The sequence below is a fragment of the Rhodopirellula islandica genome (assembly GCF_001027925.1).
Taxonomy (GTDB): domain Bacteria; phylum Planctomycetota; class Planctomycetia; order Pirellulales; family Pirellulaceae; genus Rhodopirellula; species Rhodopirellula islandica.
This window is the reverse complement of sequence record NZ_LECT01000003.1, coordinates 66,460-84,824: the sequence shown is the minus strand read 5'-3', so window position 1 is coordinate 84,824 and position 18,365 is coordinate 66,460. Positions and strand designations below refer to the sequence as shown.

10 protein-coding genes are annotated in these 18,365 nt (G+C 57.5%); 6 read left to right on the top strand and 4 right to left on the bottom strand.

The window, feature by feature from the left end; all coding sequences use genetic code 11:
• Positions 1–77: 77 nt before the first annotated feature.
• Both RISK_RS01165 and RISK_RS01155 read right to left on the bottom strand, forming a co-directional pair.
• A complete protein-coding gene (locus RISK_RS01165) occupies positions 78–788 on the bottom strand; it encodes a hypothetical protein (RefSeq protein ID WP_236695929.1) in 711 nt (236 codons plus the stop codon).
• A gap of 392 nt (positions 789–1,180) precedes the next feature.
• Positions 1,181–2,596 (bottom strand): arylsulfatase, encoded by a 1,416-nt coding sequence (locus RISK_RS01155; RefSeq protein ID WP_236695928.1) that lies wholly within the window; start codon positions 2,594–2,596, stop codon positions 1,181–1,183.
• Positions 2,597–2,753: 157 nt separating this feature from the next.
• On the opposite strand from RISK_RS01155, the gene RISK_RS01150 reads away from it, so the two are divergent.
• The 3 genes from RISK_RS01150 (at position 2,754) to RISK_RS01140 (ending at position 9,755) form a co-directional block, all read left to right on the top strand.
• The gene (locus RISK_RS01150; protein ID WP_047812412.1) at positions 2,754–4,877 is read left to right on the top strand and encodes an arylsulfatase; all 2,124 of its coding nucleotides are present in this window, start codon (positions 2,754–2,756) and stop codon (positions 4,875–4,877) included.
• A 498-nt stretch (positions 4,878–5,375) separates the two neighbouring features.
• Positions 5,376–7,709, top strand: a complete 2,334-nt coding sequence (locus RISK_RS01145) for an FAD-dependent oxidoreductase (RefSeq protein ID WP_236695927.1) — start codon at positions 5,376–5,378, stop codon at positions 7,707–7,709.
• Between the two features lie 348 nt (positions 7,710–8,057).
• Positions 8,058–9,755 (top strand): FMN-binding protein, encoded by a 1,698-nt coding sequence (locus RISK_RS01140; protein ID WP_236695926.1) that lies wholly within the window; start codon positions 8,058–8,060, stop codon positions 9,753–9,755.
• Here RISK_RS01140 and RISK_RS01135 read toward each other — a convergent pair.
• The gene (locus RISK_RS01135; protein ID WP_047812409.1) at positions 9,745–11,715 is read right to left on the bottom strand and encodes an adenylate/guanylate cyclase domain-containing protein; all 1,971 of its coding nucleotides are present in this window, start codon (positions 11,713–11,715) and stop codon (positions 9,745–9,747) included. The genes RISK_RS01140 and RISK_RS01135 overlap by 11 nt on opposite strands.
• A gap of 51 nt (positions 11,716–11,766) precedes the next feature.
• On the bottom strand, positions 11,767–12,918 hold the full coding sequence (locus RISK_RS01130; protein WP_047812428.1) for a DUF2891 domain-containing protein: 1,152 nt from the start codon (positions 12,916–12,918) through the stop codon (positions 11,767–11,769).
• Positions 12,919–13,222: 304 nt separating this feature from the next.
• On the opposite strand from RISK_RS01130, the gene RISK_RS01120 reads away from it, so the two are divergent.
• The 3 genes from RISK_RS01120 to RISK_RS01110 all read left to right on the top strand — a co-directional run bounded on the left by RISK_RS01120 (position 13,223) and on the right by RISK_RS01110 (position 18,336).
• Positions 13,223–14,785 carry a TIGR04222 domain-containing membrane protein gene (locus tag RISK_RS01120; RefSeq protein WP_047812407.1) on the top strand — a complete coding sequence of 521 codons (1,563 nt, stop codon included), beginning with the start codon at positions 13,223–13,225 and terminating at the stop codon, positions 14,783–14,785.
• A gap of 109 nt (positions 14,786–14,894) precedes the next feature.
• Positions 14,895–15,482: an RNA polymerase sigma factor gene (locus RISK_RS01115; RefSeq protein WP_047812406.1), complete on the top strand. Its 588-nt coding sequence runs from the start codon at positions 14,895–14,897 to the stop codon at positions 15,480–15,482.
• 70 nt (positions 15,483–15,552) lie between these two features.
• Positions 15,553–18,336, top strand: a complete 2,784-nt coding sequence (locus RISK_RS01110; protein ID WP_047812427.1) for a serine/threonine protein kinase — start codon at positions 15,553–15,555, stop codon at positions 18,334–18,336.
• Positions 18,337–18,365: the final 29 nt, after the last annotated feature.

The following is an 18,365-nucleotide window of genomic DNA, read 5'->3' as shown; positions in this document are numbered from 1 at the left end:
CCCGCCACTTCGGCTCCTGTCGGAGCATCGAAGTTGGCGGGCCGTTTGAAATTCAGTTCTGTTGCGTGACCGCGAAATCAGTTTTCGGAATCGTCTTCCGCTGGCTCCTGGTCACCTTCCGAAGCAGGTGCTTCGTCTTCTTTGGGCTGAACCACGGGAGCAGGCGTCGCTTTTTGTTCTTGCTGACGACGCTCTTCTTCTCGTTCTTTACGTTCTTTTTCCAATGCCTGGTTGGCTTTGTCCAAGTCCGCTTGGGTGCTGGTGAGCTGCTGTTTCAATTTGCTCGTTTGAGCTTCCATGTTTTTCTTCAGCGTTTCGACTTCTTGCTGAAGCCTTTTCTGTTGTTGCTGAGCGATCGTCTGGGCTCGCTCGGCCAACTCCCGAGCGGCGTCAGACTGTTTCTCAGCCTTCTTGGCTCGCTCAGTTTGGGCTGCGACATCGGCTTTCAAGGCAGCGATCTGCTCTTCCAATGAAGCGACCTTCTCATTTGCTTCCGCGATCGCAGCGTCTTTCTCTTCCAGCGACTGATTGGCTTCGGCAACCTGCTCGCGAAGAGCCACCAGTTCGGTCGTCAGAGCGACGTTCAGCTGGCTGGGGTTGTCCATTCCACCCATGTCATGCGTGGTCATCCCACCGGCAACCGACGAACAGCTCGTCACTTCGGTGGAACAGGCGGTCACTGGAACGCAGCTCGGCGAGCACGATTTCCGAAGAAAGCAATCGCCTGCGAAAGTGGGGACGGAAAACGAGAGGGCCAACGTGATTGCGGCGGCCGATGTCTTCATCATGGTGTCGATCTTCCAAGGTGGGTCAAAAAGGTGGGATCGGAGAGAGTCGATCCTGTACACGACTCTTCCAATGCCATCCTAATTGCGACGGTGGATCGCACAGCAAAAAATCCACGGATCACGTTCCAGGCAAAATCTCCCACACCGCCACTCTCCATCCCGCCGTGGCCATTGGCCACGGCGGGATGGAGAGTGTTTTTGGGAGGCTCGCTTTCCGGGGGTACGCTGCTACGCAGCAACCCCCGGCTACCATCTTGCATCCCTACCGGGATGAAGAAAGACTGAAATCGGAATAAGAACAGACGTCCAAAAGAAGCCGTCGGCACCAAAGACTGGACAGCCCAGCGTGAGCCAAAGTTCCCACGTACAACCGGAGCGAATGCCCAAACTGCCTAAAACAGCGAATCTTCCCGAGCCATCTCGACCAACCGCTCGAGTTCCTCCGGATGCTCCTTCGCCACATCCCGCTGTTCCCCGGGATCCGTGGTCAGATCAAATAACTTCCAGCCGTCTTCCCGAACCATCGGCTTGCCGTTCCCGCTGCGTCGTTGCTTGGTCTTGCCAGGGTAATTCACCGCTTTCCAGCGGCCGGAGCGGATCCCGACCGACGTCGGCCCTTCGCTGCTGGCCCAGTACAGATAGCGGTGCTTGGTTTGCTTCTCAGGTTGATTCAGCAATGCCGGCAAGTACGAAATCCCATCGGTTTCCGCAGGCGGGTCCACACCAGCGAGCTCACACGCAGTGGGCAAAAAATCCCAGAAGGCAGAGGGATGATCGCTGATGCTTCCCGCCTCAATCGCGCCCTGCCATTTCGCGATGAAGGGGACTCGGATCCCTCCTTCATGCATCGAACGCTTGCTGCCTTGAAGCGGACCGCTGCTGTTGAAAAACAAATCGCTGTGGCCACCTTCGTGATGCGGCCCGTTGTCGGACGTGAAAATCACCAACGTCTTTTCTGACAGGTTCAGCTCCTCGAGCAGGTCCATCATGCGGCCCATGTCTCGATCCATCCGAGTGATCATGGCCGCGAATCCCTTTTCTGGATTGGGCCAATCACGATCGGCGTAGATGCCATGGTCCGGCACCTCCATCCCGTCGCCGTTCAATCGACCGCCTTCGTTGTTGGCATGCGGGATCGTCCAGTGAACATGCAATAGGAAAGGGTCGGACTGATGCTCGCGAATGAAATCAAACGCAGCGTCGGTCATCACATCGTGCGAGTACGTTTCTCGTTTGACCGCAACGCGACCGCGAGCGATCGGGTCGGTGCTGATCAAGTTGCCGGGATAGAAACTCTGCTTGTAGTTTTTCCACAGGAACGGCGGGTAGTAATTGTGGGCATTGGATTGGTTCATGTAGCCCGTCCAAGCGTCGAATCCATTGGCGAGCGGATGGCCCGGGTTCTCGATCTCTTCGGGAACATTCACATTCCCGAGTGCCCACTTGCCAACCCCGCCCGTCGCGTACCCAGCTTGTTTCAACAACGAGGCCACGGTCGGTTGCTCACCCGTCAGGTTGCGAGCCGCATTGCCAATCAGCCCGGTGCTGCCAACATGCTTGCCCGTCCACAGCGTCAAGCGTGAAGGGCGACACACGGTGTGTCCGGCGTAGTGATCGGTGAATCGAATTCCATCCGCCGCCATTTGATCCAGATGCGGCGTCTGAATCCGAGTTTGGCCGTAGCACCCCAGGTCGCCGTATCCAAGGTCATCGGCCATCACATAAATGATGTTGGGTCGGAGTGCCTCGCTGCTGACGGACGAACCGGCTTTGTTCGAGTCGTCCCCTGAGACGATTTGGCAACTCACGACGATCCAGCAAAACACCCCAGCCCAACGCGGGAAAGACCGGAGGAATCGAGACGACGTTTGAGATGGGACCAGCCTCGCGAGGTTCATATTTCGGTTCTAATCTTTGGTCATCAAGTGAGTTCGGCAGGGTTGCCACGATCCTTTTCAGATTAACATGCCGACCAAGGCAATGAACGACGACCTAGGAAAACACGCAATGAACGCTACGCGAATCTCCTGCACCGCACTCTTGACGCTCTGTTTCAGCGTCGCGAATTTCGCCCACGGTGCTGAGAACGAGGACACTCAACCTCCGCGTCCCAATGTTTTGTTGATCATGGTCGATGACCTCGGGTATTCCGATCTGGGGTGCTACGGCAGCGAGATCGAAACACCCAACTTGGATGCATTGGCAGCCAACGGATTGCGTTTTTCGCAGTTCTACAACACCGCCAAATGTCATTCCTCACGCGTGTCGTTGCTGACCGGACAATACTGCATCGCGGCAGGAGACACCTCGCTGTCCCATGCCGTCACCACCGCTGAAGTGTTGCAAGCCGATGGCTACTTCACCGCCATGTCCGGCAAATGGCACCTCGACAAACAGCCCACCGACTTCGGATTCCAACGCTACTTCGGTCACCTCAGCGGCGCCTGCAACTACTTTCGCGGCGACAACACATTCCGTTTGAACGGCGAACCGTGGATCGTTCCAGACAAGGACTTCTACACCACCGTCGCGGATGTCGATTATGCGATGCTGTTCCTGAACGAAGCCGAACAGACCACCGATCCGTGGTTCCTCTACCTCGCCTTCAATGCGCCGCACGCACCACTGCAAGCCTTGCCGGAAGACTACGCCAAGTACAAAGGCCGCTACGACGAGGGCTGGGACAAAATCCGTGAGCAACGTGTCCAGCGCCAACACGAACTGGGCCTGTTGCCAAAGACACCACAACCTAGCGAGCGACCCACGCACATCCCGGCTTGGGAGACGTTGACAGAGAAACGCCAGGAGTTTGAAAACAAACGCATGACGGCCTTGGCTGGCATGATCGATCGCGTGGATCAAGAAGTCGGCCGGTTGATCGAACACCTTGATGAGACCGGCGAACTTGACAACACGTTGATCTGGTTCGTCTCCGACAACGGTGCTTGCCCATACGATCGAGTCAGCCAGAAGATCGAAGCCGAACCCACCAGCGGCGATGTCTCTTGGAGCGATTCCACCGGATGGGCATGGGCTCGCAACTCACCGTTCCGGTTGTACAAACAAAATCAAACCGAAGGCGGGATCAGCACACCGGCCATCGTTCATTGGCCAGCGGGTCTGAAAACCAAGGCTGGCAGCATCGAGCGCAGCCCGGCTCACTTGATCGACATTCTGCCGACCATCGCCGATGCGGCCGGCAGCAAGATCCCAAGCGAGTTCGCCGATCGTGATTTACGACCGGTTTCGGGCCAATCGCTGTTGCCGATCTTCGAAGGCGAAACCATCGAACGTGAGCACCCCATTCACTTGCTGTTTTCATCCGATCGCGGCCTTCGCGATGGCGACTGGAAGATCGTGAGCTTCCGGCAGAACCCTTGGGAGCTTTACAACATCGCGTCCGATCGAATCGAGCAGCACAACCTCGCTCCCCAGCACCGCGATCGCCTGACTCGCATGGCACTCAAATGGAACGAAATGGCGAAGGAGGTGCTGCACACCCAAACCTTCGACCCCAAATTCGGGACTGAATCCGAGGAGCCGATTTCGATGACAGCCACTCACCCGGAGTGGACGGACTTCTCAGTCGACCCGATGAACAACGTCCGAGGCAGCGTCGGCCGGAAGAAGACACCCAAGTCAAAAGCCAACACTCCCAAAAAAGCAAGCGATCCCATCCGAGCCCGCAAGAACACGCAACTTCAACGTCGCGAATCGGAGTTGCACCTGACGTTCACCGGGGACGATCCAGGAATCGCGATCGATCATCTGCCGGAGAACCTGCCACCGGGCCCGTACCGATTGGCGTTTGATCTGCTGAGCGAAGCCGAAGGCAACGGAGAAGTGTTCTACACAACCCGCGCCGAACAATCGCTTCCCAAAGGTCAGCACATCCCGATCGAAATTGAATCCGATGGGCAATGGCATTCGCACACGATTGCTCTCGGTGACGCCACCCAAATCTATCGATTGCGGTTGGACGTCAGTGAGGGAAAAGGGCTGGCTCAAATTCGAAATCTAAGACTGCTGTCATCCCAAAATGAACCCGTCATTCGCTGGCCAATCGCGAAGATCAAGGTTCTGAAGTGAGTCTCGCTCGGACGGGAAATTTCTTGCCGTCAGCCCGTGAGATGGGCGAACAAAAAGCCACCTTTGGCTATGATAAGCAACGAGCGAAGAATAAGTGTCGAAAAGAAAGTGTGGCATAGGCTTCCAGCCTGTGTTCCGCGCAATCACAGGCTAGTGGTCTGTCAGGACTTGTTTTTAGGGTAGTGGACGAGGCCACGAGTCCTGAACTGGCGTAAAATCCAAGGACTCGTTGCCTCGTCCACTACGATCAACCCTAACTTTTAGCTGTGACAGACCACTAGAAGCCGATGCCACTTATTTTCCGCTCAGTCCTAAGCAGGTCCAGCAGGAATGATCAGGCACAACGATGTGAGCCGTTTGGGCGTTAGCCCCGGTTCTACGTGCAAGCAACAACGCTTGCCAAATCAGTCCCAATTCCAAACGACTCCTGCCGACCTGCTCATTGGGTTCCCCATCCCACCTTGCAAACCCACCCCACAACGAGAAACGATCCCTGGAATGCATTCCCACCAGAGCTCCCGACCATCGGATTCGAACCGCCAATCCGCCCCCGTTTGGCTTCGCATCGCGTTGACTGCGTTGGCCTCCGTGACCATCGCGACCGCAACCGCGCAAGCGGCGGATGTGTTTGTCGAAGCCGAGAGCTTTGACACCCACGGTGGATGGAAGTTGGACACCCAATTCATCCAGCAAATGGGATCGCCGTACTTGATCGCTCATGGACTGGGTCAACCGGTCGATGATGCGACCACCAACGTGACGATCCCCGAGTCCGGCAAGTACCGCGTCTGGGTTCGCACAATTGACTGGGTTCGTCGCTGGGACGCGGCTCCTTCCCCCGGAAAATTCGAACTCCGTGTGGATGGCAAAAAACTGGACACCACCTTTGGCACCCAACATGCCAACTGGGACTGGCAGGATGGCGGCGTGGTCTCGCTGGACAAGGGTGACCACACGCTATCGCTGAAAGATCAAACCGGTTTTGATGGTCGCTGCGATTGCATCTATCTGACCACCGAACTGGACGAAACACCGCCCGCAGTGGACGACGTCTTGTCGCCATGGCGCCGAACCCAACTGGGATTGCCAGAGCAACCTGTCACCAAAGGCCCTTACGACTTGGTCGTCGTGGGTGGTGGTTACGCTGGAATGGCGTCGGCAATCTCGGCGGCCCGAATGGGATGCCGCGTGGCATTGATTCAAGACCGCGGCGTGTTGGGCGGCAACGGTTCCAGCGAAGTGCGAGTGTGGGCGATGGGCAACATCCGTCGCGGCAAATTCCCTCGCATTGGTGAGATCGTCGAAGAGTTCTCTGACAAAGCCACCAAGTCCCCCGGCACCTACGAGGAATTCGGTGATGAACAAAAAGAAGAAGTCGTCACAGCCGAACCGAACATCGATCTGCTGCTGAACCATCACGCCTATGCGGTGAAGATGAAAGCGGACAGCGAAACCAAGCAGATCGAACACGTCCTGGCCTTGAACACCAAAACCGGCGAAGACCTGCGGGTTGCCGGCGACCGTTTCGTCGACTGCACCGGCCATGGATGGATCGGCGAATGGGCCAACGCCGACTTGGACATCACCGACAAGGGCCGCATGGGCATGAGCAACATGTGGCGTTGGGACGAAGTCCAGCAGGCTCCTGAATTCCCCGCCACGCCTTGGGCATTGCCACTGAGCATGGACGATTTTCCCTACCCACGTGACCACCATGGCCAATGGTTCTGGGAAAGCGGTTTTGACATCGATCCACTCGGCGACGCCGAAGCGATTCGCGACTGGAACCTGCGAGCCGTCTACGGTGCGTTCAATGCGATGAAGAATGGCGACGGTGCCACCGATCATGCGAACGCCCAATTGACCTGGGTGGCTTACATTGGTGGCCCTCGCGAGAGTCGTCGACTGCTCGGTGACGTGGTCTTGAATCAGGACGACGTCGTCAGCAAACGCGAATTCCCGGATGGCTGCGTCCCCAGCACGTGGTCGATCGATTTGCACTATCCCAAAAAAGAATACGCCACCAAGTTCCCTGAGAACCCCTTCATCAGCATCGCGGTGCACGATCGCCGCGTGGATCGCTCGTACGGTTATCCGGTTCCGTATCGCTGTTTCTACAGCCGCAACGTCGACAACTTGTTCATGGCCGGTCGCTGCATCAGCGTCACCCACGAAGCGCTTGGCACCGTCCGCGTGATGAAGACGTGCGGCATGATGGGTGAAGTCGTCGGCAAAGCGGCCTCGCTCTGCACGCTGAATGACTGCACGCCTCGCGACATCTACGAAGACCACCTGGACGACCTGCTGGAATTGCTCGAACTGCCTGGCAAGGCTCGCCGGAGCACGCCTTCCGCGACGATCGTGATCCCGGACGATGCGATGGAAAAAGCCGGCCCCTTTGGCCCCATGTCAGGCCTGGACCCTGAGAAACTGCCCGGCATCGTGATCGATGACCGGCAAGCCAAAACGACAGGCAACTGGACCAAGGGGCAAGGACTCAAGGGTTACGTCGGTTGGGAATACCGCTACGCATCGGCCAACTCCGACGCCACGGCGACCTTCCAAACCAAGTTGAAGGAAGCTGGTCAGTACGAATTGCAAATTTACAGTGCTCCTCATGAGAATCGTGCCACCAAGCTGGCAATCACCGTGACCGCACCCGGCCAAGAACCGAAAACCGTTCGGATCAACCAACGCGACTCGCAGGGCGGTGCGATTCCGGCGGGCAAGTACTTCTTGCCCGCAGGCGCCGAAGTGACCGTCGACTTCTCTGCCAAAGACTCGGGCGGCACGGTGCACCTCGACGCGATCGGATGGGTCAAACGACCTTGAGCCAAACCGAGGCTGATCAACTCGAGACAGACGCAGCGTTTACGATTCCTCAGCTGTCACCTCTCCCCCGACGAAGTTGGGGGAGAGGTCGGACCGAGCGTCCAGCGAGATCCGGGTGAGGGGGGCCCGCTGCGTTCAAGACACATGTTTTGTCGTATAGTCCGTCACGCGAACGGCACTTCCCAAAACCAACTTGGGAAAACGTGACTTGTTGATTCGAGCCAAAAATTAGCGGACACCAAAATCGCTGCCCCCTCAAAACTCGAACAGTCCGGGAGAAGCCTGCCGATAGCAGTCGGCTCTCATGCCCCAACCACGCCCGGGCAGCGGAGCGCCCGGCGAGGACGCGTGCTGCATGCAATCCGGATCGGAATGCTGATCGGATTGCTGGGCTGTCTACCGTCGCCGCATCAACGGATCGATGTGGCGTCTCAACCATCGCTGGAACAAATCCAGCGTTTGGAACCCGCTGCTCATGCCATCGCCGACACGCCGGACGAAAGCGGTCGGTGGGCGATCTCGGATGCCGATCGAATCCCGCTTGGTTCCGTGGCCAGAACCTTGCCCGAAGCCAATGCGTTCGTCGGTTATCGCGGGCCAACCGAGGCTCTGCTGTTGTTCGATCAGCAGAACGTCGTGCGTTCGGTCTCGGTCCTGCAGAGCCATGACACCGATGAGCACATCGACGCTGTCAAAAACTCCCCCGAGTTCTTCCAACAATTCAGCGGGTTGACCTGGGGCGGAACACTGAAAGACGGAAGCGTCCCCAAGATCGATGGCGTCAGCGGAGCAACGCTGACCAGTCTGGCGATGGCGGGTGGCATCCTCAAGCGTCTTGGAACCGCCCCTGGATCGCTCATCTTCCCAGAACCTCTGACACTGGCCGAAGCCCAAAGTTTCTTTCCCGCCGCCTCCCAAATCCAGGGCGGTCGCATGGCGGTGGTGCAGGACGAAAACGGAACGACGCTTGGATACCTGATTCGAACCGGTGCGTTGGTCGATGACGAGATCGGTTACCAAGGTCCGACCAGCGTTCTGATCGGATTGGATCTGGAACATCGGCTCTTGCGGCCCAAGATCCGGCACTCCTTCGACAACGAACCCTACGTCGATTACGTCCGCCAGGAGCGTTCGTTTTGGAAACGGTTTGAAGGCCTGACGCTGGAAGAACTCGCGGCGTTTGATCCTCCCGCCGAAGAGGTCGAAGGCGTCTCCGGAGCCACCATGACCAGCATGGCCATCGCTTACACGCTGCCAAGATTCGCGGCCGAATTGCTGGCAGATGAGGAATGGAAAACGCTCGGGCAAACACCTTTTCAAAAGCGACTGCATGCGTTCCAAGAATCCATCCAAACGACTCGTCTGTCCGACGCTGACATCGCCACGCTCGTCGCGTTGGTCCTGTTGCCGCTGCTGATTCGTTTCGGAGTGATGCGGAAAACCTGGCTGCGTCGCTTTTGGCTTTTCGCCGTCTGGTTGGTCATCGGTCTGTACGCTGGCAACCTTCTGTCGCTCGCGTTGCTGGCCGGTTGGGCCACCTCCGGAGTCACCTGGCAACTCGCCTTGGGTTTGGTCGCACTGGCGATCGTCTCCGTGGTCATCCCGCCGACGCGGCGGGGCAACCCTTACTGCAACCACCTCTGCCCTCACGGAGCTGCCCAACAGTTGATCCGGCCAAGCCGCGATTCACGTTTGAAGTGGAACCTCCCATCGTGGCTTTCCCTGCCGTTGGGATTCTTGCCCGCGGTGACTCTGCTGTTGGTCTACCTCGCTTTGCTCATTCGTCCCGCCACCGATGTCTCCTTTGTCGAACCGTTTCACGGCTACCTTTGGCACTTGGCATCGTGGTCCGCGATCGCCTGGACGATCAGCACGCTCGCGATCGCCTGCTTCGTTCCGATGGCCTACTGCCGACTGGGTTGCCCGACCGGTCGTTTGCTCGACTGGTTGCGTTTCAAAGGAACCAGCCACCAAATTTCGCGAATGGACCTGGCCATCGCTGGGCTGCTGCTGTTTGCCTGCGGCTATCGTTCCCTCATGCACTAGCGGCGTTTTCGAAACCGACCAGTCTCGAGGTCGCCAGTGACTCCGCGATGCCTTTGACCTGCATGGGCTCGTTGGCTTCCAGCTCAAACGAACCGCTGAGCTGACGGGCCACTTCACCCGACACCACGATTTCGCCCGCCGCGGCTCGATCGCACAATCGCGACGCGACGTTCACGGTGTTCCCAATCGCGGTGTACTCCATTCGCTGTGGCGTGCCGACGTTGCCGACGACGGCCTGCCCGGTGTGGATCCCGATCCCAATCGACAAACCACTCTCGTGCGATCGCAACGCTTCTTGAATCCGCCACGCAACTCGCGACGCCCGCTCTGCGTGATCGGCTTGATCCAGTGGCGCGTTGAACAACACCAAGATCGCATCCCCAATGAACTTGTCGACCGTGCCCTCCTCCTCAAAGGTGCACCGGACCATCACCTCCAGCAACTCATTGAGTTTTTCCAAAACGTCTTCCGGTTGCAGGCGTTCAGAAAACTGCGTGAAGCCCCGAATGTCGGCAAACATGACGGTTACTTCGCGAGTCACACCTCCGACAACGATCGACTGCAACTCGGACTGTTGGACCAATTGATTGACCACCGCCCGCGGCACATAGCGACCAAACAAATCCGTGATTCGCTGACGCCAACGAATTTCTTCGAAGTATCGAATGCCAACGCCCAGCACTCCCGCCACCAAAATCGAAACGGGCGTGAAGGCCATGTCGAGGAACCATCCATCACGGAACGCAACCGTGGAGATCACGAGGTACCCCAGCAACAACAACGCCACCCACAGCAACGCCCAACGAGCCCGAAAACGGGCCGCGATCACGCAACCCAAAACGCTGAATCCAATCAGCAGCGACGGTGTCACGTACCACGCCGTCAAATGCATGGTGACACCGTTCAGCAACGTTTCCATCGCAACCCCCGTGACATCCAACGCGTCCGCTTGCCGGTCGCGAATGGGAATGTCATATCGATCCGAGGCGGGGACAAACGACAGTTCCAAATCGATCAACACCGCCTTGCCACGAACCAATTCGGGATCGAAATCACCCTCGACCAAATCGCCATATTCCAGACGGGTCAGTTCGCCTGGATTGAACCCATAGTCGACCCAAACACCGGCTGGAGACACGGTCGGAAACTCGCTCCCGAAACTGATCCAGCTGACCTCCTGGTCACCAACCTGATAGTCCGCTGAAGTTGGATTGGGGGTGATCGCTTCCTCTCCGCCGGAAAGTTGCAGCAGATCGCCCATCTCGGGAAAAACGTCCAACCAGTGCTGAACCAACCCCGCCTGATCAAGCCGTTGGTAAAACCCCGCTTCGCCACCGTTTGGCTGGCCGGTCAACCGCTGCACAGCCCAAAATGGGGTCGTCTCACGCAGTGCAAAGTAATCGTGCATCGCGATGGGAAAGATCCGCGAATGGCGATTGGCCATCGTCGGTGATTTGAAACTCATCCCATGGTGCACGATGCAATCGTGGTAACTCCCCACAACTTCGTAGTCGACATCCAGCGTCAAAAACACATCCCGAGCCAGATTGCCATCGGGTGCCACCTCTTGAATCAAATCCAATGTCGGCCGCACGTTCGCTTCGAAATCGGCCGGATCGGTGCAGACGAGGTTCCGCAGATCCGCCACCACCTTCGCATCGGCGTCCATCAGGGTCTGGTAAAGCTTCCGATCGGTCTCCAGGTCGGGCTTCTTCCCCAACCGCGTCGCACTGGATTCACCGTAGGACACCAACACCACGTCGCCTGACAGCTCCCGTGCCCCTAACCGCGGTCCGCCCTCCCGCAGCATCACCGCGTCACTGACCATTCGAGAGAATTCGAATGCCGTCTGGCCTCCCCAAATCATCGCCGCCAGAAAGAACATCGAGCACAGCAAACCGCAGCCGATTGAAACCAGCGGCCGCCACCAGCGGCGATTGGACTTGGAGATCGATTTCATCGGTTCACGCTTGTGTTGGTGCGGTCAAAAGGAAGATGTCGCAACGGCTGATCACTGACCAACTCCACTGATCGCATACAACCCAAACGTGGCCAACCAATGATCGCCTTCGTAGTGACCGCTGTTGATGTAGGCCAATCCCGCGACCAAATGTTCTCTCGCGTTGGTTCGAATGGCATTCACCAGAGGATGCTGCTCCGGCAAATGATTCGCAACCGCTTGCAGACACCAGGCACGATTGAGATTCAACCCGGCGAGGTGAACCAGTTTGCCGTCGGTGACATCGCTGACGCTGACCGGCGAGATCGTCCCATCGGTGAGTTGCTGCTTTAGTTTTGGAACAAACGTGTTCAGCCAGTCTGAAAACTCCTCCGGCGTTAGCACTCGCCGCATCAAGTCCGCCTCGTTCCACGCCGACGAGAAGAAGTCATGACCGGACGGTTCGTACTGAACCGGGTAATCGATGTCGGTCCAATAGAAATCGCGAGCCCGCGCGATCACCAATTGTTCCAACTCATCCAGGTCACGAGACCTCGCGTAGTCCAGCACCTGGCCCAGCGCAAACCCCGTGTCGGGATGCTGGCCCGTTCGAATCGGGAACGTCAACAGCGGCAGGTAAGCGGTGATCCTTTCAACCAACAATTCCTCAAGCGGTTCAAGTGCCCCGCGCCACTGGACGGCATCGTCATCGTCGAACGAATCCAACTCCATCGCCAAACGCAGAAACCAAGCCCAGCCATACATGCGTTCAAAGGACTTGTTCTCCTCGCGAGCAAAGAACTCCGCTTCGCGTTTCAAGTTCTCAGCCGTCAAATGCCGAGCCAACGTTTCGCGAATTTTGGTGGCCGCGGGCATCTCGGGAGATTGCTTCAGCAAACGCACCAACACCCAGTGACCGTGCACACTGCTGTGCCAATCAAAGCATCCGTAGAACGCTGGAAAGTGTTCTTTGGGCGTGCCGATTTGATCGGGGTTGGAATAGACCAGCGACAGCTTGTTTGGAAACTCCGTGTCGACGCCATGCAGCACCAAATTCGCCCACTGACCTGCCATGTCAGAGGTCAGCGCAACCGTGGCGGTTGAGTCCTGTTCAACGGATAATTTCCCGCTTGGCGACTGTGCCGACGCTGTCACTGTCATGAGCGAACAAAGCAACCAAGCGACGAACAATCGGCGAAAGAATGGATCTTTCCAGGCAAACATGGGACTTCCTCGATTCGGCGGGGGCAACTTGCGACCGGCACCAAAAACACCTTTCAATCGCAATCCATCGGGGAACATCTTAGCATCGCGTAAGGAAGAAGTGCCCGTTTTGTAGTGGACGAGGCAACGCGTCCCTCCGCTTGGGACTCGTTGCCTCGTCCACTACGTCCGTTGTTTTCACGCGATGTTTCGCCGGTGATTTCCGAATCGGCGGACATTCACCGTGCATTCCGCATCTGCAAAATCCGTTTCGCGAGCGCCTCGTTTGGGTTGGGTACGTGCCCTTCTGTGTTGGAGGAACTCAATGATGAAAACAATGCATGAAAACGTCACGAATGACGCGTTGTGGCAGAAACTTCTTCATTTTCCGATTGGAGGCGAATCAGCGGATTGGACCGCCGATCCGCCCACTCGGGGTCTCTCGTTTTCGCAACGATTGGCCCGAGAAAACGATTGGAGCATCCAACACGCCCGTCACTGCATCGACGAGTACCGAAGGTTTCTGTATTTGGCAGCCACCGCGGGTCACTGTGTGACCCCATCGGACGCGGTCGATCAAGTTTGGCATCAACACTTGGTCTACACCGAGAACTATTGGGTGGACTTGTGCCAAGAAGTCCTGCCATCACCGCTTCATCACGGCCCGACCAAAGGTGGCTCCCAAGAACGTGTCCGCTACCAAGACCAATACGAACAAACGCTTGCATCTTATGAGCGGGCATTTGGCAAAGCCCCGGTGGAGATTTGGCCGCCGACGGAAGAACGCTTCGCTCAATCGATCGCGTCACTTCGCATTGACCGACGCAAGTTCTGGCTGATTCCCAAGCCGAACTTGACTGGCAAGTCATTGCAAGGATCGCACCTCGCAATCGCGGGATTGGCTGCGACACCTTTCGCGGCGTTGTTCCCATTCAATCTGGATGGTCCCACCTTCCTTGCGTTGTACGGAGCGGCAATCGTCGTCGGCTTTGTCTACCTGTTGGTTTGGTTTCACATCAGCAACGGCTGGTCATCCAATCCTTCCGCTCTTACCAAAGTTGGCTGGGGGCAACTGTCGATCCTGGCAGGAGGCAAAAAACGTTTGCTGCAAACAACTCTGGTGGCGCTACAAAAGCGCGGCATCGTCCGTTGCGATCAACATGGATTCACGATCCTTGACCGCGGGGCACTGCAAGCCCAACACGATGATGATCCGGTCGCCGCCGGTGCGATGAAGGCGACCACCGACTACCTGGCTTCCAGCAACGCTCCGCAATCCTTCCAACGATTGCTGGTGGCGATCCATTCCACCGCGACCAATGCAGAATCACAAATGCGTGAATCGGGGTTGCTGAGATCGCCCGAACAACGCAAGCGTTTTCATGTGGGTGCGTTGGGGCTGGCGGGCATCTTGCTGGCCGTGGGTGGACTCAGGTGCATGCAGGGAATCCAAAACGATCGCCCAATTGGCTTTCTCGTTTTGGAGATGGTCATCGCGACCGTCGGGTTCGCAGTCGCGTTTCACATGGCGGGTCGTGAGCGTTTGACTTCCTTGGGCAAATCGGTCCAAGAACGATCGCAGCGAAGCTATCCCGAAACGGGGTTGAAGTCAGCTCACCAAAGCGACGGAGGCGACGTGGATGAGTTGCCCTGCCTGGCATGCTGGGGTCCCGCAGTGGCCGCCTACGTGCTCACCGATCCCTCGGAACTTTTTGCCAACGACATGTTGTACGGGGAAGAGCTCCAGGCTGCCCAAAACGCGTCCAGCTCAACGGGATGGATCGATTGGAGCAGCGGAGACGGAGGCAGCAGTTTCGACTTCAGCGGAGGCGGGGGCGATGCGGGCTGTGGAGGCGGGTGCGGAGGCTGTGGTGGATGCGGAGGGTGAGAAGGCCTCCACGCCTTGCCGAGTAACCAGGCTGCTATCTTGGAAGAAACGCTTGCGGGATGCCGGTTCGGCTCTCGCAAACTCGTTCGTCCACTGATCAGGCCAGCTCATGAACCGCGGCACCGTCGAGGAACCATCGACTCATCCCTCCTTGCTCGAACGAGCCCGGCACGGCGACGATGAGGGCTGGCAGATGTTGGTCCAGGTCTACGGACCGATCGTCTACCGATGGATCCGCCGATGCGGAGCTCAGTCGGCCGATGCGGCGGACGTGATGCAAGAAACGTTTCTCGCGGTCGCCAAGGCTCTCCCACGGTTCAACCTGGACCAAACGGGCGCCACTTTTCGCGGATGGCTGTGGACGATCGCTCGCAACAAACTTCGCGATCGCCAACGTGCCGACCAACGGTCTCCGCTCGTGCTCGATGGCGAAGCGTTGCAGTGGGCCGAGCGAGAAAGCTCTGATCCGCCCAGCGAACTGGCCGACGATGTGCAGTCGATTCAGAACCGCATGCTGCAAGTCCTGAGGCAATCAACCGATCCCAAGACCTGGCAGATGTTCTGGCGGACCGCCGTCGAAGGCTGCGATCCCGCGACGGTAGCAAGCGAACTGAACGTCAGTCGATGGACGGTCTACAAGGCTCGCGCCCGGGTGCTGCAACGACTGCGAAAAGAATTGGAAGATTTTCATCGCTGAGGTGTCCAATCGCCGCCCCATCCAAGCGTTGTGTGGTCAACCAATCGATCCCTCGCACCGAAAGCCCGTCATGATTGCCACCAGCACCGATTGTCTGAGTGTCGAAGAATTGAACCGTTTGCTCGACGGACAACTGTCCAGTGAGGAGTTCGACTCGGCATCCAAGCACGTCGATGAGTGCGAGCAATGTCAGTCGCGCATCCCGGAAAAGTGGGACGCGTTGTCTCCAATTGCCAAAGCGGACTCAGAGGAAGACTCTGTCCTGGCCGAATCGGCCTGCCAATTCGCGGTCGCTCAATTGATGACCGCAAACGTCCCGGTTCCCAATACTGCCGCCGACCTGCCCATCGACCAAATCGGTCCGTACGAGATCCTCGGGCAACTCGGGCAGGGCGGAATGGGCATGGTCTGCTTGGCTCGCCACAACCGACTGAAACGACAATGTGCGATCAAGTTGCTGCCGCCTCACCGAGTCATGGAACCAGGATGGCTGGATCGTTTCGATCGAGAAATGACAACCGTCGCGTCTCTCGAACATCCAGGAATCGTCCGTGCCACCGATGCGGGAACTCATTCCGGTTGGCACTACTTGGTGATGGAATACTTGGACGGCATGGACGTCGGCAAGATCGCTCATCGGTTAGGATCGCTGCCGGTCGCCGACGCCTGCGAGATCGCTCGCCAGTCCGCCGTGGCACTGACGCATGTGCATGAAACGGGTTTGATCCACCGCGATGTGAAACCATCGAATTTGATGCTCACGCGAGACGGAACTGTCAAACTATTGGACCTGGGTTTGGTCCTGGCGGGCGACGATCCGCTAGCAACGGACGACCGACTCACAACGGTGGGACACCTGATGGGCACCTTGCCCGCGATGTCGCCCGAACAGTTGCTCGACAGCCGAAAAGTCCAACCGGCGTCGGACATCTATTCTCTTGGTGCGACCCTCTACCGTCTGATCTCAGGCCGTTGGCCGCACGCAAACGAAGGCGGCCTGGCAGCACGAGTGTTGGCGATCACGAGCGAGTCCAATCGATCGACTCCGCCTCCGCTGAGCAGTTTGGAACCGTCGGTCGAAACAGAATTGGGATCGTTCGTCGGTCAAATGATGCACCGGCAACCCGACCAACGTCCCAGCGGGTCAATCGTTGCCGAGCGACTGGCGACCTGGTCCGGCGACGCCAACTTAAAAGCCTTGCTCAAGCGAGCGGAATCGACACCTGCATCCGATGCACCGATCACACCATTGCTCCCACTGGCGACAAATCCCGCTTCACCGCCACCAGGCGACGGCAAACACACCTGGACCGCATGGATGGGTCCGCTGGGATGGTTCGCGGCAGCCGTCTTGCTCGCAACGGTCGTGATTCAAATCAAAACCGACAAGGGTCTGGTGACGGTGACCACAGACGGGAACGACACCAAGGTTGCGGTGGAGGAGAACGAGAGCCCACTCCCCACGGCGACGCTTCAAAAGAGATCCCGCGAGGATTCTAAATTGGACTTTGCAAATACAAACCGCGACATCGTTTACGAAGGAAAGAATCTCGACGCATGGCTTGAAACACTTGCAAGCGAAAAAGAAATAGGAGCTATCGGTCGAGCCATGCGAGCCGTGGAACGACTTTCTCGTGGCACATCAAGACGTGCTGAAGCGGCAAAAGCAACACTCGATCTAACCGATGAATACGGAACGTGGCACGTCGCCCCTCCGGTTGAACACGGCGGATTCATGGGTGGCGGCTTCAGTAGCTCCCCTCCAATTGACCGGCAATTCATGGGACATCTCCAGGAGTCGTACAAGCACTATTTCCCGATTCCCGGAGTGCAAACGATCGGCCTGAAGCTAGCCCATGGCAATCAGAAGGCTAGGATCGCGAGCATCCTACAACTCAGAAACTTTGTGATGAATCTGAACCACAACACTGGTTCCCCCCACAGAGCGTCGTCGGCTGAAGTTTTCTTCGCATCGAAAAGCAAGAAATCGGAAGGAAGAACCTACATCGAAACTCTCCTTCAGGAGATTGGATCGGCATCCGCTGGCCTGAAATCAGTTGTCAAGGAAGCAACAGCCACATCCACCCCTCACCCGCGAAGCCCATCAGAGGAAGCTAATATCGCTCGTGAAACGGCCTGGGCAATTGCTGTTCGAATCGTCCAGGAATCGGGCCCACAGATATCCCCTCCAGCATGGATCGCTGACTACGTCGAAGAGCAGGTCGATGAGGCGGTTGCCAAGTACGAACAAAGAGAGGTCGATCCCGAGACAGGGCAAACCAAATGGGACTACGCCGATCCCAACGCGGTTTACGGGTTTTCAATGGGCGGTTTCGGCGGTGGCCCCCAGGCCAACACCACCCCCAATCCACCTGATTGGATTTTGCCCACCGAGCTCTATCTCGCCGCCATCGAGATGCGAAGGGAAGGGCGTGTTCAGTTCCCGATCGAGTTCGCAGCGGAAACGCTCGCACACCCGCGTTTCAATTGGTACTCGATGGACGATTCGTCCCTCAACGACGTGGTCCAAGCCTTGACAGCGATCGATCCGAAAGCTCCTTCGCTGATCGCCTTCCATCTCGACCGCAGCTTCCAAGAAATGGATCGCCAATACCAAGCGAGCCAGAACGCGGAATGGCTTCACCCGCTGACCTATCTTCAGCAACGTCTCCAGGAAGGACTGGCATCCGTCTACACCACTCACGTCGAACAGCCCGCACAGGCCCACGATCGACTGGAGCGTCTGGTCAACTCATTGCCCAAACTGTCGATGTACCAACAATCAACCGAAGACCCCAAAGCCTTCTGGCACGCCATGCTAAACGACCTCAAACAGCGATCCGAAAGCGAATGACAACGCCGGTCTTGAATCTACCGTCGACG

Excerpts from the sequence above, each read along its gene's own strand:
- RISK_RS01165 (WP_236695929.1), bottom strand. The coding sequence starts at position 788 with ATGATGAAGACATCGGCCGCCGCAATCACGTTGGCCCTCTCGTTTTCC.
- RISK_RS01150 (WP_047812412.1), top strand. The coding sequence starts at position 2,754 with ATGCCGACCAAGGCAATGAACGACGACCTAGGAAAACACGCAATGAAC.
- RISK_RS01145 (WP_236695927.1), top strand. The coding sequence starts at position 5,376 with ATGCATTCCCACCAGAGCTCCCGACCATCGGATTCGAACCGCCAATCC.
- RISK_RS01135 (WP_047812409.1), bottom strand. The coding sequence starts at position 11,715 with ATGAAATCGATCTCCAAGTCCAATCGCCGCTGGTGGCGGCCGCTGGTT.
- RISK_RS01130 (WP_047812428.1), bottom strand. The coding sequence starts at position 12,918 with ATGTTTGCCTGGAAAGATCCATTCTTTCGCCGATTGTTCGTCGCTTGG.
- RISK_RS01120 (WP_047812407.1), top strand. The coding sequence starts at position 13,223 with ATGATGAAAACAATGCATGAAAACGTCACGAATGACGCGTTGTGGCAG.
- RISK_RS01115 (WP_047812406.1), top strand. The coding sequence starts at position 14,895 with ATGAACCGCGGCACCGTCGAGGAACCATCGACTCATCCCTCCTTGCTC.
- RISK_RS01110 (WP_047812427.1), top strand. The coding sequence starts at position 15,553 with ATGATTGCCACCAGCACCGATTGTCTGAGTGTCGAAGAATTGAACCGT.